This window comes from Streptomyces sp. NPDC059649 (assembly GCF_042734445.1).
In the GTDB taxonomy this organism is placed as follows: Bacteria; Actinomycetota; Actinomycetes; order Streptomycetales; family Streptomycetaceae; genus Streptomyces.
The window spans coordinates 1-24,558 of the sequence record NZ_JBHWDV010000051.1 but is presented as its reverse complement, the minus strand read 5'-3'; the positions used below and the strand labels follow the sequence as shown (position 1 = coordinate 24,558).

Annotated in this window: 21 protein-coding genes; 4 read left to right on the top strand and 17 right to left on the bottom strand. The window is 71.4% G+C overall.

Annotation, left to right across the window (positions count from 1 at the left end):
• Positions 1-527 precede the first annotated feature (527 nt).
• Entirely contained in the window at positions 528-1,637 is a 1,110-nt protein-coding gene (locus tag ACFV1J_RS33650; protein ID WP_385864548.1) for a DUF5937 family protein, read from the top strand.
• Between the two features lie 100 nt (positions 1,638-1,737).
• Here the strand turns inward: ACFV1J_RS33650 and ACFV1J_RS33645 are convergent, their stop codons facing one another.
• Both ACFV1J_RS33645 and ACFV1J_RS33640 read right to left on the bottom strand, forming a co-directional pair.
• Positions 1,738-2,421: a response regulator gene (locus tag ACFV1J_RS33645; RefSeq protein WP_385864546.1), complete on the bottom strand. Its 684-nt coding sequence runs from the start codon at positions 2,419-2,421 to the stop codon at positions 1,738-1,740.
• A gap of 331 nt (positions 2,422-2,752) precedes the next feature.
• Positions 2,753-3,961: a sensor histidine kinase gene (locus tag ACFV1J_RS33640; RefSeq protein ID WP_385864544.1), complete on the bottom strand. Its 1,209-nt coding sequence runs from the start codon at positions 3,959-3,961 to the stop codon at positions 2,753-2,755.
• 173 nt (positions 3,962-4,134) lie between these two features.
• Here ACFV1J_RS33640 and ACFV1J_RS33635 point away from each other — a divergent pair, with 173 nt between their 5' ends.
• Together ACFV1J_RS33635 and ACFV1J_RS33630 are read left to right on the top strand one after the other, a co-directional pair.
• Entirely contained in the window at positions 4,135-5,175 is a 1,041-nt protein-coding gene (locus ACFV1J_RS33635; protein ID WP_385864542.1) for an SAM-dependent methyltransferase, read from the top strand.
• 211 nt (positions 5,176-5,386) lie between these two features.
• Complete coding sequence (locus ACFV1J_RS33630) at positions 5,387-6,529, top strand: NADH-quinone oxidoreductase subunit D (RefSeq protein WP_385864540.1); 1,143 nt, start codon at positions 5,387-5,389, stop codon at positions 6,527-6,529.
• A 330-nt stretch (positions 6,530-6,859) separates the two neighbouring features.
• On the opposite strand, the gene ACFV1J_RS33625 is transcribed toward ACFV1J_RS33630, so the two are convergent.
• The 10 genes from ACFV1J_RS33625 to ACFV1J_RS33580 form a co-directional block, all read right to left on the bottom strand.
• Positions 6,860-8,275, bottom strand: coding sequence for a hypothetical protein (locus ACFV1J_RS33625; protein ID WP_385864538.1), 1,416 nt, complete (start codon positions 8,273-8,275; stop codon positions 6,860-6,862).
• 133 nt (positions 8,276-8,408) lie between these two features.
• A complete protein-coding gene (locus tag ACFV1J_RS33620; protein WP_385864537.1) occupies positions 8,409-9,434 on the bottom strand; it encodes an ABC transporter substrate-binding protein in 1,026 nt (341 codons plus the stop codon).
• A 112-nt stretch (positions 9,435-9,546) separates the two neighbouring features.
• Positions 9,547-10,293, bottom strand: coding sequence for an ABC transporter permease (locus tag ACFV1J_RS33615; RefSeq protein WP_385864536.1), 747 nt, complete (start codon positions 10,291-10,293; stop codon positions 9,547-9,549).
• Between the two features lie 3 nt (positions 10,294-10,296).
• A complete protein-coding gene (locus ACFV1J_RS33610) occupies positions 10,297-11,061 on the bottom strand; it encodes an ABC transporter permease (RefSeq protein ID WP_385864533.1) in 765 nt (254 codons plus the stop codon).
• 336 nt (positions 11,062-11,397) lie between these two features.
• On the bottom strand, positions 11,398-11,883 hold the full coding sequence (locus ACFV1J_RS33605) for a DUF3180 domain-containing protein (protein WP_385864530.1): 486 nt from the start codon (positions 11,881-11,883) through the stop codon (positions 11,398-11,400).
• Positions 11,884-12,118: 235 nt separating this feature from the next.
• Complete coding sequence (gene folK, locus ACFV1J_RS33600; RefSeq protein ID WP_385864528.1) at positions 12,119-12,715, bottom strand: 2-amino-4-hydroxy-6-hydroxymethyldihydropteridine diphosphokinase; 597 nt, start codon at positions 12,713-12,715, stop codon at positions 12,119-12,121.
• The gene (gene folB / locus ACFV1J_RS33595) at positions 12,699-13,073 is read right to left on the bottom strand and encodes a dihydroneopterin aldolase (protein ID WP_385864579.1); all 375 of its coding nucleotides are present in this window, start codon (positions 13,071-13,073) and stop codon (positions 12,699-12,701) included. Before folB ends, folK begins: the two co-directional genes overlap by 17 nt.
• A 449-nt stretch (positions 13,074-13,522) precedes the next feature.
• Positions 13,523-13,993, bottom strand: a complete 471-nt coding sequence (locus tag ACFV1J_RS33590; protein WP_385864577.1) for a nuclear transport factor 2 family protein — start codon at positions 13,991-13,993, stop codon at positions 13,523-13,525.
• Positions 13,994-13,998: 5 nt separating this feature from the next.
• Positions 13,999-14,946 carry a dihydropteroate synthase gene (folP, locus tag ACFV1J_RS33585; RefSeq protein WP_385864526.1) on the bottom strand — a complete coding sequence of 316 codons (948 nt, stop codon included), beginning with the start codon at positions 14,944-14,946 and terminating at the stop codon, positions 13,999-14,001.
• Between the two features lie 89 nt (positions 14,947-15,035).
• The gene (locus ACFV1J_RS33580) at positions 15,036-16,880 is read right to left on the bottom strand and encodes a phosphatidylglycerol lysyltransferase domain-containing protein (protein WP_385864525.1); all 1,845 of its coding nucleotides are present in this window, start codon (positions 16,878-16,880) and stop codon (positions 15,036-15,038) included.
• Positions 16,881-17,021: 141 nt separating this feature from the next.
• On the opposite strand from ACFV1J_RS33580, the gene ACFV1J_RS33575 reads away from it, so the two are divergent.
• Positions 17,022-18,137 carry an alpha/beta hydrolase gene (locus tag ACFV1J_RS33575; RefSeq protein ID WP_385864523.1) on the top strand — a complete coding sequence of 372 codons (1,116 nt, stop codon included), beginning with the start codon at positions 17,022-17,024 and terminating at the stop codon, positions 18,135-18,137.
• 79 nt (positions 18,138-18,216) lie between these two features.
• Here ACFV1J_RS33575 and folE read toward each other — a convergent pair whose 3' ends face one another.
• The 5 genes from folE to ACFV1J_RS33550 form a co-directional block, all read right to left on the bottom strand.
• On the bottom strand, positions 18,217-18,822 hold the full coding sequence (folE, locus tag ACFV1J_RS33570; RefSeq protein ID WP_362833620.1) for a GTP cyclohydrolase I FolE: 606 nt from the start codon (positions 18,820-18,822) through the stop codon (positions 18,217-18,219).
• 114 nt (positions 18,823-18,936) lie between these two features.
• Complete coding sequence (gene ftsH / locus ACFV1J_RS33565; RefSeq protein ID WP_385864521.1) at positions 18,937-20,949, bottom strand: ATP-dependent zinc metalloprotease FtsH; 2,013 nt, start codon at positions 20,947-20,949, stop codon at positions 18,937-18,939.
• Between the two features lie 280 nt (positions 20,950-21,229).
• A complete protein-coding gene (hpt, locus tag ACFV1J_RS33560; protein ID WP_030414979.1) occupies positions 21,230-21,769 on the bottom strand; it encodes a hypoxanthine phosphoribosyltransferase in 540 nt (179 codons plus the stop codon).
• 86 nt (positions 21,770-21,855) lie between these two features.
• Entirely contained in the window at positions 21,856-22,863 is a 1,008-nt protein-coding gene (gene tilS / locus ACFV1J_RS33555) for a tRNA lysidine(34) synthetase TilS (RefSeq protein WP_385864519.1), read from the bottom strand.
• 191 nt (positions 22,864-23,054) lie between these two features.
• Positions 23,055-24,200 carry a zinc-dependent metalloprotease gene (locus ACFV1J_RS33550; protein ID WP_385864517.1) on the bottom strand — a complete coding sequence of 382 codons (1,146 nt, stop codon included), beginning with the start codon at positions 24,198-24,200 and terminating at the stop codon, positions 23,055-23,057.
• Positions 24,201-24,558: the final 358 nt, after the last annotated feature.

Genomic DNA, 24,558 nt, shown 5'->3' with positions numbered 1-24,558 from the left:
TCGGCAGCGCCTGATGTGTCGCCGAGCCAGGTTCCGCGGCGGGTTCGAACGAGGCCGGACCGACCCACCGTGAGTCTCCCGCACCGCCCTTCGGCCCGCCGCCCCCGCTCCCCGCCCCCACTCACCCCGCCTCCACCCCCGCTCCACCTCCCTCCTCCCACCCGCCTCCCGCCTCCCGCCTCCCGTCAACTCCCCACCCGAGCTGCCCGCTCGGCAGCCCGCTCGGCGGCTCGCCCGGCGTCCTGGCCCGCGCCCCGGCCCCCGCCCCGTTCCGCGTCCGAGGCCCCTCGCGTTACTCGTCGGAAGCGTCGCCACCAACGGATTTCGTTCACGGTGCGGACGGTGTGGGTGCCGGGCAGGGGCGGGGCGGGCTCGGCTCGTTGGGCGGCTCGGTAGGCGTCGAGAAGGTGCTGCTGGTTGGCGTTCATGCCGTCACTCTGGAACGGACGCTCCTCCCGTGGCGCGTCGATTGACGGGAGCCGTCAATCGACGACCGTGCAGGTCGCGGGCTCGCGCATGATGGGCGTATGGCCAACGTCATCGACATCACCGGGCTGCCCCCGGAGCGCATCGTCTTCGCCCCCTCTCCCCTCGCGGAGTTGGGCGCCGCGCTGCACGCGCTGTCGGAGCCGGGGCACCACCCCGGGCTGCACGGCTGGGTCACCGCCACCAACGCGGCCCTGAAGACCGACCTCGCCGACCGGCTGTGCGAGGCGGACTTCCTGTGGCGGTCCTCCCGTTCCGACATCCTGCTGCCGGCCCGCCCCGGATCGTCGCTGGCCGAGGAACTGGACGAGCTGGACAAGATCGACGACGAGCGGTTCGTGGCCGCCGCGTTCGAGATCTCCTGCTCGACGACCTACACCCGCTGCACGCCCTCGCCGCTGGTCGATGCCGAAGAACGGGCGCGGGTACGGGAGATGGCCGCCGCGCGCGGTCCGCGACAGGCGGCCTTCACCGACCGGATGCTCACCGACCCCGACGGCCTGCGGGTCTGGCTGCGCCGCCTGTTGGAGGACTGCGAGGACGCGTTCTTCGGGGACATCTGGCGCCGGGTCGGCATCCAGTTGGCGGCCGACGCCCGGCACAAGACCGAACTGCTGCGGCACAAGGGCCTGGCCGAGACGCTGCCCGCGACCTCGACCGCGCTGTCGCTGGACGAGGCGCAGGACGGCAACGGCGGCCTCCGCATCGTGGTGGACAAGCTGGCGAGGGGCCGTACGACGGCGTTCGCGAGCCCCGGGGATCCCGGTGTCACGTTCCTGCCGACGTCGTTCGGCTGGCCGCATCTGCTGGTCAGCCACGCCCCGGGCTGGCGTCCGGTGGTCCAGTACCCGGTCGCCAGCCCCGAGTTGCCGGCGCCGACCACGCTCGAACTCGTCCAGCAGCGGCTGGAGGCGCTGGGGCATCCGATGCGGATGCAGCTGTGCCGCACGCTGGCCCGGGGGCCGCATACGACGGGGGAGCTGGCGAACGCGTACGGCATCACCTCGCCAGAGGTGTCGCGGCACATCACGCTCTTGAAGAAGGCCGGGCTGATCCAGACGCGGCGCCGTGGGCGCTACGTACTGCACCAGCTGGACCTCCAGGTGGTGGCCCGGCTGGGCAGCGACTTCCTGGAGGGCGTACTGCGCTGAGCCCGCCCCGGCACCAGCCCCCGCCTCTCACGCGCCGGCGCCACCCTGCCCTACGTTGCCGCCCGCCCCTGCGCCGCTCCCCCTACCCCCCGGCCGACCGCTACGCCCCCGTCCCTCCGGCCCGTACCAGGCCCGTCTCGTATGCCAGCACCACCGCCTGGACCCGGTCCCGGAGGCTCAGCTTCGTCAGTATCCGGCCCACATGCGTCTTGACCGTGGCCTCGGACAGCACCAGCCGGGCCGCGATCTCGCCGTTGGACAGTCCCTGGGCGACCAGCAGCAGCACCTCGCGCTCGCGGTCCGTGAGCCGCTCCAGCTCGGGGCGGCTGGGCTCGCCGGACGTCGCGGGCAGCATGGGCGTGAAGCGGTCGAGGAGCCGGCGGGTGGTGGACGGTGCGACGACGGCGTCGCCGCTCTGCACCGCGCGGATCGCCGCGAGCAGTTCGCCGGGCGGCACGTCCTTGAGCATGAATCCGCTGGCCCCGGCCTTCAGCGCGGAGAAGGCGTACTCGTCCAGGTCGAAGGTGGTCAGGATGAGCACCTTGGGGGCGTCCTCCTTCTGTCCGCCCTCGCAGATCCGGCGGGTGGCTTCGACCCCGTCCAGGTGCGGCATCCGGACGTCCATGAGGATCACATCGACCTTGGTCGCCCGCAGGACCTCCAGCGCCTCGGCGCCGTTACCCGCCTCCGCGACGACCTCCATATCGGGCTGGGCCGCCAGCACCATCCGGAACCCGGTGCGCAGCAGCACCTGGTCGTCGACGAGCATCACGCGGATGGTCATGGTCAAGGAGTTCCCTTCGTGGCGAATGGACGGAGCGGGCGAGCCAACGGGCCGTTCGGGCGAGTGGATCGGGCGGGGCGAGGCGGAGGAGCGGTCAAGCGGTCGAGCGGTCGAGGAGATCGGCCAGGTCAAGGGGAATCGGCCAGGTCAAGGAGAAGGAGATCGAGTGGGCTGGACGGGTCGGGCTGGGCGGGCTGCCGGCAGATGACCTGCTCGGCTCGGCTCACCACCTCCCAAGCGTCACCGCATCACCACAACGCATGCCTCACCGCATCCCATGCCTCACCGCATCCCACGCGTCACCACAACCCATGCCTCACCCTCACATGCCTCACCGGCCCGGTTTCAGGGGGAGTACGGCGCTGACGCGGAATCCGCCGCCCGGGCGCGGGCCGGCTATCAGGTTGCCGCCGACCATGCCGACCCGTTCCCGCATGCCGATCAGGCCGTGGCCGAGGCCGTCCGCGCCACCCGATTCGTAGAGCTCGTGCTGCGCACCGCGGCCGTCGTCCTCGACGAGCAGTTCGAGGTCGTCGTCCTGGTAGGAGAGGCGGACGGTGGCGCGGACGTCGGGGCCGCCGTGTTTGCGGGTGTTGGTGAGCGCTTCCTGGACGATGCGGTAGGCGGTCAGTTCGACACTGCTGGGCAGCGGGCGCGGTTCGCCCTCGACCCGGAAGTCGACGGGCAGTCCGGTGCCGCGGACCTGGTCGATGAGGTCGGTGAGCTGTTCGACGCCGGGCTGGGGGACGTATTCGCCGCCTTCGGACTGTTCGCCGGTGCGCAGCACGCCCAGCAGGCGGCGCATCTCGGCCAGCGCCTGGCGGCCGGTGCCGGAGATCGTTTCCAGGGCCTGCCGGGTCTGTTCGGGTGCGGCGTCGAGGACGTAGGCGGCGCCGTCGGCCTGGACGACCATGACGGAGACGTTGTGGGCGACGACGTCGTGCAGTTCACGGGCGATCCGGGCGCGCTCGGCGGCGACCGCGATACGGGCCTGGGTCTCGCGCTCCTTCTCCAGCCGGGCGGCCTTCTCCTCCAGCTGGGCCCAGTAGGCGCGGCGGGTGCGCATGGAGTCGCCGAGGACCCAGGCCAGTACGAAGGGGACGGTGAGCAGCGTCGTGAAGAACAGCATTTCCCACAGCTGCCGGTGCTCCGACCCCTCCCCGAAGCGCCCCAGGGACAGGGCCGGGCCGATCAGGGCGCCGACGAGGGCGCAGCGGGAGGCCCAGCGGGCGGTGGAGGTGCCGGAGGCGACGGTGTACGTGATCACGAACATCGCGAAGTCGCCGGGGTAGGGCGGGAGGTTGAAGATCAATTGACAGACGCCGATGGCGGCCGTCAGCAGCAGCATCTTCACGGGGGCCTTGCGGCGCAGCGCCACGACGAGGCAGAGGCCGACCGTGAGGATCGCGGCGACGATATGGGGTGAGCCGCTGAGCATGTCGCCGACGACCCACAGGCTGGTGAACCCGAGGAGAAGGACGGCCCAGAAGGTGTCCACTCCCGTCGGGTGCCTGCGGAGGAAGTCATAGAGGCGCTGCACGTCACCCAGCGTAGGCAGAGCGGAAAGGTGTACGAGTCAACCGGAGGGGCGATCCTCTACGTCAGCTCTACTCCCCAAGGTGGAGACCCTATGCGTCAAATGTGTCGGACCAGGGGACGGCCTGCACATCAACCCGTGGTTCGACCCGGCGCCCCCGCCCGTACCGTGGTGTGGTGACGAATGAGTGGTGCGGCTGGCGGGAGGCGACCGAGCGGGCGCTGTACGGCGCGGACGGCGGCTTCTACACGCGGCCCGGTGGCCCCGGCCCGGCCGGCCATTTCCGCACGTCGGTGCATGTTTCGCCGCTGTACGCCGGGGCCGTCGCCGGGCTTCTGCGCCGGGTGGACACCGCGCTGGGCCGTCCGGAGGAGCTGGCGCTGGTCGACGTGGGCGCGGGCCGCGGTGAGCTGCTGACGGGGGTGCTGGCCGCGTTGCCGGACGAGGTGGCCGCCCGGCTCCGCCCGTACGCCGTCGAGCGGGCCGCGCGCCCCCGGGGGCTGGACCCGCGGATCGACTGGCTGGGCGAGCTGCCGGCGCCGGGCTCGGTCACCGGGCTGCTGTTCGCGAACGAGTGGCTCGACAACGTGCCGGTGGACGTCGTCGAGACGGACGGGGACGGGGTGGCCCGCCGGGTGCTGGTCCGCACGGACGGCACCGAGCGGCTGGGCGAGCCGGTCGACGGCGCCGACGCGGAGTGGCTGCGCCGCTGGTGGTCGCCGCCGCTGGTCCCGGTGGCGCCCGCGCCCGCCGGCCGTACCGCGCCCTCCCCCGGGCTCCGGGCGGAGGTCGGGCGTCCTCGGGACGAGGCGTGGGCGCGGGCCGTCGGTACGCTGCGCGCCGGGCTCGCGGTCGCCGTCGACTACGCGCACGGACGCGAGGACCGCCCGCTCTTCGGCACCCTCACCGGTTTCCGTGACGGCCGCGAGGTGCGCCCCGTCCCTGACGGCAGCTGCGACATCACGGCGCATGTGGCGCTGGACGCGTGCGCCGGGCCGTCCGCCGAGCTGCTGAGCCAGCGCGAGGCGCTGCACGCGCTGGGGGTGGACGGCCGCCGTCCGCCGCTCTCCCTGGCGTCCACCGACCCGGCCGCGTACATCCGGGCGCTCGGTACGGCCGGCGCGGCGGCGGAACTGACCGATCCGGCGGGCCTCGGCGGCTTCGGCTGGCTCGTGGAGCCGGTGGGCGGGGAGTGCGCGGGGCTGCTCAAGCCGTGAGGCGGCTCCCGGCATGAAAGGCGTTCGGGCGGAAGCGTGCGCCGGCATTTCGAGCGGGAGCCTGCGCCGGCGTTCCGGCGGAAGCCTGCGCCGGCGTTCCGGCGGCGATGCTGCGCCCGCGTTCCGGCGGGACGCTGCGCCCGCGTTCCAAGGGGTGGGACGGCGCAGGCCCAGGGCGTCCGTCGGGGTGGCGGGCTGCGAAACTGTTCCCATGACGGAGACGACGGTCGGCATCGGCGGCGCGGCGGAGAGCACCGACATGGTGCTGAACATCGGCCCGCAGCATCCCTCGACGCACGGTGTGCTGCGGTTGCGCCTCGTCCTGGACGGCGAGCGGATCCAGCACGCCGAGCCGGTGATCGGCTACATGCACCGGGGTGCCGAGAAGCTCTTCGAGGCCCGCGACTACCGCCAGATCATCATGCTCGCCAACCGGCACGACTGGCTGTCGGCGTTCTCCAACGAGCTGGGTGTGGTGCTGGCCGTCGAGCGGATGCTGGGCATGGAGGTGCCCGAGCGCGCGGTGTGGACGCGGACGCTGCTGGCCGAGCTGAACCGCGTGCTGAACCACCTGATGTTCCTCGGCTCGTACCCCCTCGAACTGGGCGGTATCACCCCCGTCTTCCACGCGTTCCGTGAGCGCGAGGAGCTCCAGACCGTCATGGAGGAGATCTCCGGCGGCCGGATGCACTACATGTTCAACCGCGTCGGCGGCCTCAAGGAGGACCTGCCGGCCGGCTGGCTGGGCCGGGCCCGGCAGGCCGTCGCGGATGTGCGCTCCCGTATGGACGTCTTCGACAACCTGGTGCTGGGCAACGAGATCTTCCGCGGCCGGACGCGGGGCGTCGGGGTGCTCGCGCCGGAGACAGTGCATGCGTACGGCGTCTCCGGGCCGATCGCCCGCGCCTCGGGTGTCGACTTCGATCTGCGCCGCGACGAGCCGTACCTCGCGTACGGGGAGCTGGCGTCCACGCTCAAGGTGGTCACCCGTGAGGAGGGCGACTGCCTGGCTCGTTTCGAGTGCCTGCTGGAGCAGAGCCACAACTCCCTGGACCTTGCGGACGTCTGTCTGGACCGGATCGCGGAGCTGCCGCCGGGGCCGATCAACCAGCGTCTGCCGAAGGTGCTGAAGGCGCCCGAGGGCGCGACGTACGCCTGGACCGAGAACCCCCTCGGCATCAACGGCTACTACCTCGTCTCCAAGGGCGACAAGACGCCGTACCGCCTGAAGCTGCGTTCCGCGTCGTACAACAACATCCAGGCGCTGGTGGAGCTGCTGCCGGGGACGCTGGTCGCCGACATGGTCGCGATCCTCGGCTCGATGTTCTTCGTCGTCGGCGACATCGACAAGTGAGCGCCGACGTGAGACCGCTGGCGTGAGAACGCAGTCGTGAGAACGCAGTCATGAGGTCGTCGGCGTGAGCTCGCGAGCGAGACGCCGGCGGAGATCGGGTCGGCGTGAGTCGCAGATGTTGTCCACAGCCTGTGGACAACGCGCGTCCGGCGGCTCCGAAACCGCTGCGCCGACTCGTTAACCGCCTGACCCCGAAAACCGCTCGGCCCCGAAGTCCGTTGGGCTTCGGGGCCGGTTGGGCTTCGGGGCCGAGTGCAAGGTGGTGCGGGCGGGCGGTCGGGCAGTCCGTGGGGAACCCGCCGAGGAACCCGCCCAGTCGGAATTCGGCGGTCAGGAAATGGCGGTCCGCAGGGCGCCGACGTCGAGCTGTTCGGTCTCGTCGTGGGCGGTCAGGTCGATGACCTCGCCGACGCCGCTGGTCGTCTCGCCGTCCGCGGCCAGGACGCCGTCCGGCGCGCCCTCGGCGGCCGGCGCAGCACCGGCCTCCGATCCACCACCGGCCTCCTGCTTCTCACCGGCCTCCGGCTCACCGCCGGCCTCCGTACGGGCCCCGGGGAGCGCCGTGCGGGCCGTCGTCCGGGCCGAGTGCTCGGCGAGGGCCTCGTCGCCGACGACGTCCGCCAGATCGTCCTCCAGCGGCGCGGGCAGCTCACGGGGGCGGGCGGTGGTCGCGTTGCCGAAGAAGTCGAAGCCGCCCACGGTGCGCGAGGCGGTGGGACGGGGCGGCGTGACCGCGGCGGCGGACGGGACCGGGCGGAGCGCGGGTCCGGCGGCGGAGGCCGTACGGGCGGGGAGTGCGCCGCCCGTGCGCTGTGCGGCGGCCGCCTGGCCATTCCCCTGGCCGTTGTCCCCGTCCTGGCCGTTGTCCCCGTTTTGGCCGGGGCGGCCGTCCTGTGCGGTGTGGGTGCGCTGTGCGGTGTTGCCACCCTGGTCGCCCGGTGCGGGCTGCGTGGGCCGTGCGTTCTGTGTGGTCCGTGCGGGCTGTGTGGTCCCTGCGGGCTGTGTGGTCTGCTCGGCGGCGGCGCGCTGCCGGGCGGCGTTGCGGGCCAGCTGACAGAGCGCCTGGTCGGCCTGCGCGTACGCCGCGGGGGTCGGGGCCGGCACCGGCCGGTCGGATGCCTCTGGGCCCCCCGACGGCCGGTCGGATGCCTGACCGTCCGCCGACGGCCGGCCCGATGCCTCACGGTCCGCCGAGGCCCGGCGATCCGCCGGTGTCTGACGGTCCGCCGGTGTCTGACGGTCCCCCCGTCCCCGGCGTTCCGATGCCGCAGCATCAGGGGCAGCCTTGGCCGCCGCCGTTCCTGCGGATGCGGGCGCCCCGGAGGCGTCGGTGGCGGCCGGGAGAGCCCGGGCCGGGACCGACGCCTCTATGGCGAGCAGCCGGCGGCCCTCCAGGGCGCTGGCCCGCTCGGTCTCCGCGGTGGCGTAACGGCGGAGCAGCGCGGCGTGTTCGCTGCGCAGCCGGGCCAGTTCGGCGCGCTTGGCGCGGAGCTTGGTGTCGAGCGCGGTGCGGAGCTCGCGGGACTCCTCGAGGTCGGTTTCGAGTTCGGCTATCCGCTCCTCGGTGCGCCACTCGTCGCGCACCCGGGCGCGGGTGAGTTCGGCGACCCGTCGGCCGGCCTTGCGGTCCCAGGTCCGCAGCAGGACGGCACCGGTGACGGCCGCGGCCGCCGCGCCCGCGGCGAGCACGCGTTGGACCAGGTCGTCGCCGACAAACCACGGGCCCGCGGCGCAGGCAAGTGACACACCGGCGACCGTCGTGGGAGGAAGCAGCCGGTGCAGGGGTGGGGAATGGCGGTGGCGTCCTCGTGGCATGGCCAGAAACTTACCGTGCGTGCGGGATCTATGGGGCCCACCCCACAAATCCGTTTCCCGCTGGTTACTTCCGGACGAGTCCCTTGGACTCCACATATGACTGCGCAACATCCCCGGGCTTGAGTCGCTCGGCATCCACCTTGCGGTTCAAGTCGATCAAGTCGTCGGTCGTCAGGACACGGGTGAGCTTCCCGAGGGCGCGCTCGATCCGCTTCTCCCCGGCGCTCCCGGCATTCACCACCGGCAGCACATTGTCCGCGTTCTGCAGATGCTTGTCGTCCTTGAGGAGCACCAGTCCGAAGCTGTCGAGCGTGGCGTCGGTGGTCGTGGTGAGCACCAGCTGATCGGTGCCGTCCTTGACCGCCTGCTTGGCCTGCGGCGTCCCGACTCCCTTGGGGTCCAGGCCCGCGATGTCGATGCCGTACGTCTTCTCCAGGCCCGGCTTGCAGAACACCCGGGTCTCGCACTCCTCGCCCGAGGCGAGGGTGATCTTCTGCTTCGATGCGCCGAGGTCGGAGAGGGTGGAGAGCTTGTGCTGCGCGGCGAATTCCTTGCTCACCGCGAAGGCGTTCTGATCCGTCGCACGGCCTGCCGGCAGCACCTTCAGTCCGCGCGGCCCGGCGAGCTTCTTCAGTGCCGCAACCGTCTTGCCGATGTCGCCGGACGCAACCGGCTTCGCCTTGCTGCCGTTCTTCTTCACGTTGAGGAATTCCGCGAGCGTGGAGGCATATTCGGGAACGACGTCGATCTGCCCCTTCTCCAGGGCCGGTTCATACAGCTCGCGATTGGCGAGGGTCTGAACTCGCGTGCGGTAACCGGCGTCCTGCAGGAGCCGGGAATAGATCTCGGCGAGCACCTTGGACTCGGTGAAACCCGCCGAGCCGATGACGATCTCGTCGCGCTTTCCGCCCTTGCCGTCGCCGCCTCCCTTCTCCTCCAGGGTCGGGCCACCGCACCCGGCCAGCCCGGCCGCCACCGCCACCACCGCGCCCACGACCACCGCGGTACGCGCCGTACGTCCGGCCGCCGCGGTACGCGCCGTACGTGTGGTCACCGCGATGCGCGCCGCGCGTGCCGTGTTGCCTCTCATCGATCCCACCTGAGTGCCCCTCCAGTCAGTCGCCAGTCGTCAGTCGGTCAGTCGGTCAGTCGTCGGTCAGTCCGTCCGCCCGTCGCCCCGTGTCCGTCGGCCCATCAGTCCGTCAGTCCGTCGGTATGAGCTCCGCCGAGGCCGGGGCCGAGGCTGAGGCCGGAGACGGGGCCAAGGCCCGCCGTGTTGCTCGCCGGCCGCCCCGCATCGGGTCGAGGAGCCGCTCGGCGAGGACGAGGACGCCCTCCACGGCCAGGGCGAGGACGGCCACCAGCAGCGCGCCCGCGACGACCTGTGCGGTGTCGTAGTTGCCGAAGCCGGCGGTGATGATCCGGCCCAGGCCCCCGCCACCGGCCAGCGCCGCCAGCGTCGCGGTCGCCACCACCTGGACCGTGGCCGACCGCAGGCCCGTCATGATCAGTGGGTAGGCGAGCGGTATCTCGACCCGGAAGAGCACCTGCGGCCCGGACATGCCCATACCGCGCGCGGCCTCGACCACGTCACGGTCCGCCTCCCGCATCCCGAGATAGGCGTTGGTCAGCAACGGCGGCACCGCGAAGAGCACCAGCGCGACGACCGTCGGCCAGTCGCCGTGCCGGCCCAGCGGACTGAGCGTCAGCAGCACCAGGACCGCGTACGTCGGCACCGCCCGGCCGATGTTGGCGAGATTCACCGCCAGCGCGCCGCCCTTGCCGAGGTGCCCCAGCCAGAGCGCCACCGGCAGGGCGATCAGGCAGGCCAGGGCCAGGCAGACCGCGCTGAGCCGGACGTGCTCGGCGAGGCGGTGCGTCACGCCCTTCTCGCCCGCCCAGTTGGCGGCCGTCGTCAGCCACTGCCAGGCCCCCGCGATCACCCCCATCGCTCAGCCCACCGCCTTCACCGCACGGCCCCGGCCGCGCGCCCATGCCACCGCCCTGCTCCGCACCCCGGCCTGCGCCCCGGCCCGGCCCCCGGCCCGGGTCCAGGGCGTCAGCAGCCACTGAAGGGCCATCAGCAGGACGTCGGCGACCAGCGCCAGCAGCACGCACAGCACCGAGGCCGTCAGCACCTCGGCCTTGAAGAAGCCGGCCATTCCGCTGGCGATGAGATTGCCCAGACCGCCGTAGCCGACGACCGAGCCGACGGTCGTCACCGCCACCGTCGAGACCGTGGCGATCCGCAGGCCGGCCACCACAGCCGGTATCGCCAGCGGGAGTTCCACGCCGAACAGCAGGCGCACCGGGCCGTATCCCATCCCGCGGGCGGCCTCCCGCACCCCGGCGGGCACCGCCTGCAGACCGGCGAGGATGTTGCGCACCAGGATGGTCAGCGAATAGAGCACCAGGCCCGTCACGACCACCGCCGCAGAGACCCCGAAGACCGGGGTGAGCAGCGCGAACATCGCCAGCGAGGGGATCGTGTACAGCACCGTCGTCAGCGCCAGGACCGGCCCGGCCGCGGCCCGCCGGCGGCGCGCCAGCAGCGCCAGCGGGAAGGCGAGCAGCAGGCCGAGGGCCACGGACACGGTGGTGATGCCGATGTGCTGGACCGTGGCGTCCACCAACTCCTGGCTGCGGGTGCGCAGATACTCAGCGCACACCCAGTCGTTCGCCTCCAGGCACTGCGCCCCACCCGCCCGGCCGCTCATGTCCCCCACCCCCGTCGGCTCTCGCGCCGGTCACCTCACCCGGGCGCACCGCGCGGCACAGCACCTGTGCCGTGGCGCAACCCGTTCGCTCATCTTTTCGATCCGTCCCGACCCTAGACCCGACCACTGACAATCGCACCGACCCCGCCACCCACCAGCCCGTATCGCCATCCACCCGCAACACCCCGTTCACGGCGGGCAGGAAGCGGCAGCGCAGTAGGGGCAGGCCGCGGCAGCGGCCGACGCGCCGGGCCGCCCGCCGACAACGCCGCGGGGCCCGGCCCGCGCAGCGTCTCGCTGGCGCAGACCGGGCCCCGCCCGGTGTCACTGACGCGGTCAGGCCCGCGCGTCCGCCCCGCCGTTGCCCTCGTCGTCCGGGAGCTTGCAGACCCGCTCCAGGAAGATCGCGGCGGCCACCACGGCCGCTCCGGCGAGCACCGAAAGACCGGCGTAGATCGCCTGGTCCCGGCGCGGTTCGACCTCGAGGCCGGAGGTCAGCAGGAAGACGCCGACCCCGCCGTACAGGCCGGCCACCAGCGAGGCCACCAGGGCGCTCGCCTGGCCGAAAACCACCGCGCGGGCGGCCAGCAGCGGATCGACGCCCTTGGCACCGGGCCGCCGCTCCCGCTGGGCCCGCAGCCGTCCGCGCAGCTCGAAGGCGGTGGCGGCCAGTACGGCGGCGAGGAACGCCAGCACGATCGGCGCGGCCACCGGCACGCTGGGGAGCGTCCCGAAGGAGTCCCACAGCCGGGCGCCGCCCCAGGCCAGCACCCCGGCTGCCAGGAACAGCCCGACGAGCACCTTGATGTGTAGCTGTTTCACCGAGCGATCGCCCCTCGCACCCGTACTGCCCCTTACCGCCACCACGGCCGTCCTCGTCGCCGTCGCCGTCGCCGTCACCATCGCTAGGGTCCAACGATCACCCCGGTCCAACGACCACGCCAGCCCCAACGATCACTCCGGCCCAACGACCACGCAGATCCCAACGACCACGCCGACCCGACAACTACTCCGGCCCAACGACCACGCCGACCCGACAACTACTCCGGTCCAACGACTACTCCGGCAGCCGGAGTTCCAGGTCCGCGCGCGGCAGCACGCCCGTGCGGCCGATGAGCGAGAGGAGTTCGGCCACCGCGCCGCGCCCGGGGACCTCCGCCTCCGGGTCGATGTCGTGCCACGGCGCCAGGACGAAGGCCCGCTCATGGGCGCGCGGATGCGGCAGCGTCAGCCGCGGGTCGTCGGAGACGACGCCCTGATAGGCCACGATGTCGACGTCGATGGTGCGCGGCCCCCAGCGCTCGTCGCGGACCCGCTTGAAGGCCTCCTCGATGGCGTGCCCGCGCTCCAGGAGGGAGTCCGGCGGCAGGGTCGTCTTGATCAGCACCACGGCGTTGAAGTACGACGGTTGACTGCCAGGCGCCACGCCCCACGGCTCGGTCTCGTACACCGGGGAGACCGCCTTGACCCGCAGGCCGGGGGTGTCCTCCAGCGCGTCGACGGCGCCCTGGAGGGTCTCCAGGCGGTTGCCGAGGTTGCTGCCCAGCGAGATCACGGCGTGTTTGGGGTTGGAGAGCGTCACATCGGCGGCGTCCACCTGCTCCACGACGGAGGCGGGCACCGGCTGTACGGTCGGGTCACTGCTGGTGTTCATGTACTCGACTCCGAGTGATGGTGATGGTCACGTCGTCGAAGGGGACGGTGATCGGCGCGTCCGGCTTGTGCACCACCACCTCCACTTCCTGCACGCCCGCGTGCTTGAGGCACTGGTCGGCGATGCGCTCCGCCAGGGTCTCGATGAGGTCGACGGGCTCGCCCTCCACGACGGCCACCACCTCCTCGGCCACGACGCCGTAGTGCACGGTCTTCGCGAGATCGTCGGAGGCGGCTGCCTTGCGGGTGTCCAGACCGAGTACCAGGTCGACGATGAAGGTCTGGCCTTCCTCGCGCTCCCGCGGGAACACCCCGTGGTGGCCTCGGGCCTTCAGCCCACGCAGCGCGACACGATCCACGCGAATCACTCCCAGCTGGTCCACGGCACCTCTGGCGCCACTGTTCGTCGGTTCCGGGCAGGCGCCGGAGCGATCCGGCAACACTGCCCCGCCATCGAATCTACCTTCGAGCACCGACAGTCCTCGCCCACGGGGGCTATGGACAAGACCCCGTCCCTGCTGCTAGGCGTGCCGCATCGCGCGGGCCGGGAGATCGTCCGCGCGCCTCTTACCCCCTGGTCCGCGCCCCACCCCTACCCGTGCCGCACTTGGCTCGAACGGGTGCGCCCCCGTCCATATGGCTGACGTCCACCGCTGACGCGGGCACCGGACCGGGTAATCGGCGCAAGTCCGGACGGCCATGGCAAGGCTCACACCCCGTGTGACCTCGGGCGACCGCCCCGGCACACACCGGACACACCCCCGGCACGCCGCGCTCACCCGCAGGCCACACCACCGGCCCGCCCCGTTCACACGGCGCCCGCGTCCGGTTCCCCCTCGTCGTCCTCGTCCTCGTCGTCCTCACGGTCCGCCAGCACCGGCGATCCGTGGTGCGACCACACCCGCCAGCCGTCCTCCGTGCGGCGGAAGACGTTCGTGGCCACGACCAACTGGCCGATCAGCGGCCCCACCGACCCGTCGTCCTCGGCCGGCCCGCCGCTGAGGATGTTCTCGGTGCAGGTCACCAGCGCGGTGTCCCCCATGACGTCGATCTCGACGTCCGTCAGGAAGAACTGGATGTACTCGGTGTTCGCCATGATCAGGGCGTACGAACGGAGCACCTCGCCACGGCCGCGCAACACCGGCCACCCGGGGTGCACCACGCTCACCTGGCCGTCCAGCCACAACTCGGACAGTGCCTCGTGATCGCCGCGCTCGATGGTCTCGTACAGGGTCGTGTTCGCCTGCTCGACCAGCTCGATGTCGGTCCGTGGGCCCAAGCCGCTCACACCGCTCCCGTCGTGGTCGCCGTCGTCCCGCCCGCTTCCCGGCCGCCGGCCCCGGGGGCCGCGTCCGGGTCGGCCGCGGTGGCCGCTGCCGCCGCGCCCTCCACGGCACGGGCCACCCGTACCGCGTCCGCGCTCGCCCTGACCTCGTGCACCCGCACCGCCCAGGCCCCCTCTCGCGCCACCATCGCCGATACCGCCGCGGTCGCCGCGTCCCGCTCCCGGGCCGGCGGCGGGGCCGCTGCCGCGCCCCCCGCCAGCACCCTGCCCAGGAACCGTTTCCGCGATGCCGCCACCAGCAACGGCCGGCCCAGCGCCCGCAGCCGCTCCAGACGGGCGATCAGGGCCAGGTCGTGCTCGGCCTGCTTGGCGAAGCCCAGGCCGGGATCGATGACGATCCGGTCCGGGTCGATACCGCCGGCCACCGCGCGCTCCATGGCCCGTCCGAGCTCGTCGACGACCTCGGCGACCACGTCCCCGTAGACGGCGCGGTTGTTCATGTCGATGGACTGGCCGCGCCAGTGCATCACGACGAACGGGACGTGGTGCGCGGCCACCGCCGGCACCATCGCCGGGTCGGCGGCGCCCCCGCTGACGTCGTTGACCAGCCGCGCCCCCGCCTGCACCGCCTGTTCGGCGACCGAGGCGCGCATGGTGTCGACGGACACCACGACACCGGCCGCGGCCAGCTCCCGTACGACCGGGACGACCCGCCGCAGTTCCTCGGCCTCGTCCACCCGCGCCGCGCCCGGGCGGGTCGACTCGCCGCCCACGTCCACCAGGTCGGCGCCCTGCGCCACCAGGTCCAGGCCGTGTTTGACGGCGAGTTCGGTGTCGAACCACTCACCGCCGTCGGAGAACGAATCGGGCGTCACGTTCACGACGCCCATCACCGCGCAGCGGTCCCAGTCCGGCAGTCCGGCCACCCGGCCACGCAAGGTACTCATGGGACCAGCGTAGGCCGTGTGCCGACCGGCCGGATTGCCACCGCCGGCTGCCCGCCCTCCTCCGCCGCGGGCCCGCTCCGGCGCGCCGGTCAGGCGGCCGGTTCCACCGCCTGCGTGGCCCGCACCGTCCCGGTGTCGTGCGCGCACGGCCGCGGCTCGGCCGGCCGGCGGCGCAGCGGCCGCGGCAGCCGCAGCTCCAGATAGCCCTCGGCCTGCAGCGTCGCCAGGCCGATCCGCGGAATGTCCCGGCTGTTGCGGAAGACCACGAACCGGGGCTCCCAGCGGGGCTGGAACTTGTCGTTGAACTTGTAGAGCGACTCGATCTGGTACCAGCGGGACAGGAAGATCAGCGTCCCCCGCCAGATCCGCAGGACCGGGCCCGCGCCGAGCTTCTCGCCGCGCTCCAGGGAGGAGCGGAACACCGCGAAGTTCAGCGACACCTGCTTGATCTTGAGGTCCGGCGCCGCCTGCAGGGCCGCGACGATCAGCAGCTCGTTCATCCCCGGGTCGGCGCCGCGGTCCCGCCGCATCAGCTCCAGCGAGATCCCGTCGTCGCCCCACGGCACGAAGTGCTGCATGGCCTTCAGGTCCCCGTACGGGCCCGGCTCCTCGCCCTCGGCGGCCGGCAGGTGCGCGGTGGCGATCACCGCGTCGCCGTCCGCCACCGCGTCGATCCGGCCCAGCGCCATCGAGAAGCCGCGCTCGGTGTCGGTGTCCCGCCAGGCGTCCGCCGCCTTCTGGATCCGCGCCAGCTCCTCCGGCTCCAGATCCGCGACCCGCCGCACCCGGGTGTGGTAGCCGTTGCGCTCGATCCGCTTGACCATCTGGCGTACGTTGCGCATCGCACGGCCGCTGAGGGTGAAGTCGGCGACGTCCACGATCGCCTCGTCGCCGAGCTCCAGCGCGTCCATCCCGGTCTCCCGGGTCCACACCTGCCCGCCGGTCTCGCTGCAGCCGGTCACCGCCGGCGTCCAGGAGTGCGCCCGCGCCTCCTCCATGAAGCGCTCGATGGCGCCCGGCCAGGCCTCCACGTCGCCTATCGGGTCGCCGCTGGCGAGCATCACACCGGAGATCACCCGGTAGCAGACCGCGGCCTTGCCGGACGGGGAGAAGACCGCGCCCTTGTCGCGGCGCAGCGCGAAGTAGCCGAGCGAGTCCCGGCTGCCGTGCCGGGCCAGCAGTTCGCGCAGCCGCTGCTCGTCCTCGTCGGTCAGCCGGGCCGCCGGGTGCTCGGGCCGGAAGGCGAGGTAGGCGGTGGTGGCGACGGTCAGCAGGCCCAGCGCGCCGAGGGAGTAGCCGACGGTGTAGTCGACCTGGTTCGTGTAGCCGATCGGGCCCTCGAAGCCGAACAGGCCGAACAGCACGTGCTCGGCGCGTTGCAGGAAGGACGGTGACCCGACCGTCTTGCCCGGGTGGGAACTGACGATCACCATGCCGATGGCGAAGCTCGCGCCGCCCAGGACCACGAAGTTGGCCAGCGCCTTCCAGCGGCTGCGCGGGTCGGGCAGCGCCGCGAATTCCTTCCGGTGCCACACCAGGAAGCCCAGCAGCGCGGTCGAGAGCACCGCTCCGAAAACGGAGTGGCGGTACACGAGCTGAGCGGCGATCCCCACCGGAAGCAGCGCCACCGCCGCTCCCCAGGCCCGCCGCTTACGCCGTTTGAGGCCGTGGGCCAGAAGGAGCAGCAGGATGCCGACGACGATGGACGCGGCGGCCGCCAGCGGACTCACCGCGCCCGGCAGGACTTCGGCCAGGGCGTGCACCCGGCTGTGCCGGAAGCGCGGGAACACCCCGGCGACCAGGTTCAACAGGCCGACGGCCGCACCGGCCGTACCGATGAGTCCGGGCACCGCTTCGGGCCGTGGGCCGCGGAGCCAGCGTGGCGTTCGCCACGCAACCTTCTCCGACTTTTCGCCATCTAGCCTGTCAGACATCACTTTCCCGTCGCCCCGGTCGAGAAGACGTGCGAGCCTAGTCGCAGCATCTGGACTTTTTGCGCCCTGTATGACGGCGTTTCAGGGCTCGGGGTTCCATCAGCGGTACGGATGACCCGGCCGCCCGGAAGAAAGCACCACATGGGTCTCACCAGCAAGAAAGTGCTGCTTCTTGCCGTCCTCGTCGCGGTGGCACTGTTCATCCTCACCGTTTGGCTCTGGCCGCGCCTCTCCAAGGGGAACTGGCGCGCCGTCCTCGGCCGGGTCGGGCTCCTGCTGGCGACCCAGCTCTCCCTCTTCGCCGCGGTCGGCCTGTTCGCCAACAACTCCTTCGGCTTCTACGCCTCCTGGGCCGACCTCTTCGGCCAGGAGCAGGAACCGGGTGTGGTGACGAATTACCAGACCGGCCCGAACGGCACCAAGCTGCAGATGCTGGGCACCGAACGCATCAGCGTCCAGAACGGCTCCCGGCCCTCCGCGGCCGGCCGTATCGACAAGGTGCTCATCCGCGGCGAGCATTCCAAGATCGCCAGCCCCGCGTTCGTGTATCTGCCGCCGCAGTACTTCCAGAAGAAATACACGAAGAAGCAATTCCCGGCGGCGCTGGTACTCACCGGATACCCGGGCACCGCCGAGGCGCTCTACAAAAAGCTGCATTTCCCGCAGACCCAGCACGGCCTGCTGAAGGAACACCGGATGCGGCCGACCGTCTTGGTGATGATGCGGCCGACCGTGGCGCCGCCGCGGGACACCGAATGCGTGGACATACCGAACGGCCCGCAGACCGAGAGCTTCTTCACCAAGGACCTGCGCGCCGATATCACCGAGCACTACCGAATAGGGCGCGAGGCGAAGAGCTGGGGCGTCATCGGCGACTCCACCGGCGGCTACTGCGCCCTGAAGATGGCCATGCGCCACCCGGAGGCGTACTCCACCGCGGTGGCCCTCTCCGGCGCGTACAAGGCCCCGCTGGACGCCACCACCGGCGACCTCTTCGGCGGCGACCTGCGGCTGCAGCGTGAGAACAACCTGCTGTGGCGTCAGCGGCACCTGCCCGCGCCGCCGGTGAACCTCCTGGTCACCAGCAGCAAGCAGGGCGAGGCCAACTACAAGCAGACGCTCCGCTTCATCGAGCAGACCAAGTCGCCCACCCGCATCTCGTCGATCATCCTCGACAGCGGCGGCCACAACTTCAACACCTGGCGCCGCGAGATCCCGGCGGCCCTCGAATGGCTGGGCAACCACCTCAAGGCGTGACTCCCAGCGCCGGGCCCGATGGCGGGTCTTCCGTGCGGCGGGACGGCCGGTGCGCCGCCCCGTCGCCTTCCCGCGGGCGTCAGCGCGCCAGTATCAGGCTCATCGCCTCGGCCCGGGTCGCCGCGTCGCGCAGCTGACCGCGGACGGCCGAGGTCGTCGTCTTCGCGCCCGGCTTCCGCACCCCGCGCATGGTCATGCACATGTGCTCGCACTCGATGACGACGATCACGCCGCGCGGCTCCAGGATCTCCATCAGCGAGTCCGCGATCTGCGTGGTCAGCCGCTCCTGTACCTGCGGGCGGCGGGCGTACACGTCCACCAGGCGGGCCAGCTTCGACAGACCGGTGATCTTGCCGTCGGCGGACGGGATGTAGCCGACGTGCGCCACCCCGACGAACGGGACCAGGTGGTGCTCACAGCTCGACACCAGCTCGATGTCCTTGACCAGCACCATTTCGTCGTGGCCCAGGTCGAACGTGGTCGTCAGCACGTCCTCCGGCTTCTGCCAGAGTCCGGCGAAGATCTCCTTGTACGCCCGTGCCACCCGCGCCGGCGTCTCCAGCAGACCCTCGCGGTCCGGGTCCTCGCCCACCGCGATCAGCAGCTCGCGGACGGCGTTCTCGGCCCGCTTCTCGTCGAACGTACCGATCGTGCCGTCGACGTCCAGCGTCACAGGGTCCGTCATATGTGCCTCGTTCCTTCTGCACCCGCTCGAACGCGGTTGAGTAGCGGCATGCCGCGCCCCCCAGGCTAAACCTGGGGGGCGCGGCATGTATTCCAGGGACCGTGGGCCCCCGGGTCAGCTCTCCGGGCGCGGCTCCTCCGAGGCCTCCGCCTTCTTCTCCGTGGAGACGGTGGCCGCCGTCACGGAGCCGTTGGCCGGGGCCAGCTCCTTGGGCGAGAGCACCGGCGGGCGGGTGGACGGCGTACGCCGCGAGGAACCGGTCCACGCCGGGCGGGCCGGGCGCTTGACCACGTGCTTGAACAGCTCCGCGATCTCCTCCTTGCCGAGGGTCTCCTTCTCCAGGAGGGTCAGCACGAGGTTGTCGAGGATGTCGCGGTTCTCGACCAGGATCTCCCACGCCTCGTTGTGCGCGGTCTCGATCAGCTTCTTCACCTCTTCGTCGACCAGCGCGGCGACCTCTTCGGAGTAGTCGCGCTGGTGACCCATCTCACGGCCCAGGAAGGGCTCGGAGTTGTCGGTGCCGAACTTGATCGCGCCGAGCCGCTCGGTCATGCCGTACTGCGTGACCATCGCGCGGGCCGTGGCGGTGGCCTTCTCGATGTCGTTGGCGGCACCGGTGGTCGGGTCGTGGAAGACCAGCTCCTCCGCCGCGCGGCCGCCGAGCATGTACGCCAGCTGGTCGAGCATCTCGTTGCGGGTGGTGGAGTACTTGTCCTCGTCGGGCAGGACCATGGTGTAGCCCAGGGCCCGGCCGCGGGACAGGATCGTGATCTTGTGGACCGGGTCGGAGTTCGGGGAGGCCGCCGCGACCAGGGCGTGTCCGCCCTCGTGGTACGCGGTGATCTTCTTCTCCTTCTCGGACATGATCCGGGTCCGCTTCTGCGGGCCCGCCACGACGCGGTCGATCGCCTCGTCCAGGAAGTGGTTGTTGATCAGCTTCTCGTCGCTCCGGGCCGTCAGCAGCGCGGCCTCGTTCAGGACGTTCGACAGATCGGCACCGGTGAAGCCGGGGGTCCGCTTGGCGACGGCCGAGAGGTCGACGTCCGGGGCGACCGGCTTGCCCTTCTGGTGGACCTTGAGGATCTCCAGGCGGCCCTGCAGGTCCGGACGGTCGACGGCGATCTGCCGGTCGAAACGGCCGGGGCGCAGCAGCGCCGGGTCGAGGATGTCCGGGCGGTTCGTCGCGGCGATCAGGATCACACCGCCCTTGACGTCGAAGCCGTCCATCTCGACGAGGAGCTGGTTCAGGGTCTGCTCGCGCTCGTCGTGGCCACCGCCGAGGCCCGCACCGCGGTGCCGGCCGACGGCGTCGATCTCGTCGACGAAGACGATCGCCGGGGCGTTCGCCTTGGCCTGCTCGAAGAGGTCACGGACCCGGGAGGCACCGACACCGACGAACATCTCGACGAAGTCGGAGCCGGAGATCGAGTAGAACGGGACGCCCGCCTCACCGGCGACGGCGCGCGCGAGCAGGGTCTTGCCCGTTCCGGGCGGGCCGTACAGCAGCACGCCCTTGGGAATCTTGGCGCCGACCGCCTGGAACTTGGCCGGCTCCTGCAGGAACTCCTTGATCTCGTGGAGTTCCTCGACGGCCTCGTCCGATCCCGCGACGTCCGCGAAGGTCGTCTTGGGGGTGTCCTTGGTGAGGAGCTTCGCCTTCGACTTCCCGAAGTTCATCACCCGGGAGCCGCCGCCCTGCATCTGGTTTATCAGGAACAGGAAGGCGATCGGAATCAGAATGAAGGGAAGCAGCGTCACCAGCAGGCTGATGAACGGGTTCTGCTTCGACGGGGAGACGGTGTACCCGTCCTTGATTTCGCCGGTCTGGTACTTGGCCTGCAGGTTCTTCGCCAGATCGACGCCCTGGTCGCCGATGTAGCTCGCCTGGATCTTGTTGGAGCCGTCGACCTTGTTGGAGCCCGACAGCTCGACCTTGATCTTGTTGTCATCGCCGGTGGTCAGCTCGGCGGACTTCACCTTGTTGTCAGCGATCGCCTTGACGACCTGACCGGTGTCCACCGTCTTGTAACCGCCGGACGAGCCGACGACCTGCATCAACACGACCACGGCGAGGACGGCCAGCACGATCCACATGACCGGCCCACGGAAGTATCGCTTCACGTCCATCCATACGGAGCCGTTGACGGCCCCGTCCCTCCTGCCACAGTGAGGCACAACGCCCTCTGAGGGCTGGTCGTGCGTACGGTGTATTACTGGCCCGAAAAACAACTGCCTTCGGACGGTACCCCAGCATTGTCACCCGGCGCCTGCGCCGACAGAGAACATGCAGCCGGGGATTCCACTCTCCCTGCTCCAACGGCGGGCGGCCGCGAAGGGTTCCCGCCCGGCCCCGCCAGTTGCACCGGGACCCGCCCGGCACACCGGCCGGACGGGCGCGAGTCCGCCGTCAGCCGCCGTAGACCTGGGGCGCGAGGGTACCGACGAACGGCAGGTTCCGGTACTTCTCGGCGTAGTCCAGGCCGTACCCCACGACGAATTCGTTGGGGATGTCGAAGCCGATCCACTTCACGTCGATGGCGACCTTGGCCGCCTCCGGCTTGCGCAGCAGCGTGACGACCTCCAGGGAGGCCGGCTCGCGCGAGCCGAGGTTCGACAGCAGCCACGACAGGGTCAGGCCCGAATCGATGATGTCCTCGACGATCAGGACGTGCTTGCCCTTGATGTCGGTGTCGAGGTCCTTGAGGATGCGGACCACACCGGAGGACTGGGTGCCCGCGCCGTACGACGACACGGCCATCCAGTCCATCGTGACGGGGGTGGACAGCGCGCGCGCCAGGTCCGCCATCACCATCACCGCGCCCTTGAGGACACCGACGATGAGCAGGTCCTTGCCCGCGTACTCCGCGTCGATCTTGGCGGCCAGCTCAGCCAGCTTCGCGTCGATCTCTTCCTTGCTGATGAGTACCGACTGAAGGTCGGAGCCCATGTCCTTGTCGTCCACCCGTGCCACTCTCGTTTGGTTCGGTGTTCACGTCAGCCGTGAGACTTCAGATGCAAGGCAGCGTCTGCGGCTCAGCCCTGCCGGATGACCAGTCTGCCACCCTGCCGCCGAACACCGACCCGCCCGGGGAGGTTGATGGCGCCCTGGCCCCGCCATGCGGTGATCAGCCGGTCCACTTCCTCGATGTGGCGGGCGAAGAGCGAACCGGCGGGGGAACCGGCGCCGATCACGGCCCGGCGCAGCACCCGGCGGCGGACCGCGGGGGGCAGCGCGTACAGGGCCGCGACGTCGAGGCCGCCGGCGTCGTCGAGGACCGCGCCCTCGGCGTCCGCCGCCCAGGCGTCCAGGGCGTCGGCGTCGTCACGCGAGAGCTGGGCGGTCCGGGCCAGCGCCTCGACGACGCCCTTGCCGAGCGCCTTCTCCAGGGCGGGCAGGCCCTCGTGGCGCAGCCGGGAGCGGGTGTACGCGGGGTCGGAGTTGTGTGGGTCGTCCCAGACGGGCAGCGCCTGGATCAGGCAGGCCTTGCGGGCGGTCTGGCGGTCGACGTCCAGGAAGGGGCGGCGGTAGCGGCCACCGGTGCCGCTGGTGGCGGCCATACCGGAGAGCGAACGGGTCCCGGAGCCGCGGGCGAGGCCGAGCAGCACGGTCTCGGCCTGGTCGTCGCGGGTGTGGCCGAGCAGGACCGCGGCGGCGCCGTGGCGCTCGGCGATGGCGTCCAGGGCGGCGTACCGGGCGTCACGGGCGGCGGCTTCCGGGCCGCCCTCGCGGCCGACGGTGACGGCGACGACCTCGACCGGGTCGAGGCGCAGGGCCCGCAGCCGCAGCGCGACCTCGGCGGCGCGCAGATCGGAGCCCTCCTGGAGGCCGTGGTCGATGGTCACGCCCCCGGCCCGGACGCCCAGCTTGGGCGCCTCGAAGGCGAGGGCGGAGGCGAGCGCCATCGAGTCGGCGCCGCCGGAACATGCGACGAGCACGAGCGGGGGCTCGTGCCGGTCCTGTGCGCTGTGGTGGGTGAGGACGTCGTGGAGTACGCGGCGGACCGCCAGGCGTATCGCGGCGACCGCTGGATGGGGACCCATGTCCGTTTCCAATCGTTCAGCTGGGGTGCCTCGGGCCGGTGAGGGCTTTTCGTCACACAGAGTGCCTAGATGGTGACAGAGGCGAGCGGTTCCCCGAGCATTGCACGCCTATCCATCGGTAACGGTCCCTCAGACGGGTGATTGAAGGGGCGCTCTACTGCCACGCGGTGTGCCCAGCTCACAACGTTCGTCTACGGTGCCCCGTCCGCCTTCCGGTGCACCCGCGCGACCCAGTCCGCCGGTTTGGCGATCTCCTGTTTGGTGGGGAGGGTGTTCGGCGACGTCCAGACCCGGTTGAAACCGTCCATCCCGACCTCCTCGACGACCGCGCGGACGAACCGCTCGCCGTCGCGGTACTGCCGCAGCTTGGCGTCCAGGCCGAGCAGTTTACGCAGCGCCTGGTCGAGCCGCCCGGCACCGCTGGCCCGCCGCTTCTGGAACTTCTCCCGGATCTCGGCGACCGACGGCACGACGTCCGGCCCCACCCCGTCCATCACGAAATCCGCGTGACCCTCCAGGAGGGACATCACGGCGGTCAGCCGCGCCAGGATCTCGCGCTGCGCCGGCGTCTGGACGAGATCGACGATCGAGCGCCCGCCGTCCTCTTCCTCCTCGCCCTCGGGCCGGGCACCGGCCAGCGACTGGGCGGCCTCCCGCAGCCGCTCGAGGAGGGTGCCCGGATCGATGTCGGTCTCCCCGAGGAACGACTGGATCTCGCCCTCGATGTGGTCGCGCAGCCACGGCACGGCCGTGAACTGGGTACGGTGCGTCTCCTCGTGCAGGCACACCCACAGCCGGAAGTCGTGCGGTTCCACTTCGAGCTCACGCTCCACGTGGACGATGTTCGGCGCGACCAGCAGCAGCCGGCCGCCCTGCTCACCGGCCGGCAGGTCCCGGCCGGGCGGCGCGAACGTCTCGTACTGGCCGAGCACCCGCGACGCCAGGAACGACAGCAGCATCCCCAGCTCCACGCCGGTCACCTTGCCGCCGACCGCGCCCAGCACCGCGCCCCCGGGGACCGTCGAACGGCGGTCCTCCATCTTGGCGAGCAACGGTTTGAGCACGGCCCGGAAGCCGGCGACGTTCGCCTTGACCCAGCCGGGCCGGTCCACGACCAGGACGGGCGTGTCGTGCGGCACCTCGCCCTGCGCGTCCGGCTGCGCCAGCCGCGTGAACGCCCGCACATGCGCCTCGGACGCCTTGGCGTGCTTGCGCAGCTCGGCGACGATCGCCCGCGCCTCGTCCCGGCTCACCTCTGGGCCCGGCCGCACGAACCGGGTCGCGGTCGCGACCGCGAGGTTCCAGTCGACCATCTCGGTTCCACCGATGCTCGTCATGACTTCACGGTACGGGCCCGTGGGTCCACGGGGTAGCCGACCACGTACTTGTCTGTCCCGCCGCGGGTCTTGCTCGCCGTTGCTCCCCCACTGCCTAAAGGGCGTGGGAGGTACCCCCAGCGGCGGGCGTGGTGTTTTCGGGTGCGGTGACAGCCCTACAGACTTCGTCCTCCGGTCTGTCCCCTCCCGTGAGTGGGGGGAAGAGCTGAGCGGGGGCGGGCCTGATCTGTTGGCTGCACGCGCGTAGGCATTACGGACACCCCCACCGCCCTTAACTTCCCCCCAACGGGAGGGGACGGGCCGGAGGGGCCGGTTGTGTGGACGTAAAGCGAAGCAGACCACACAACCGGCCCCGGAG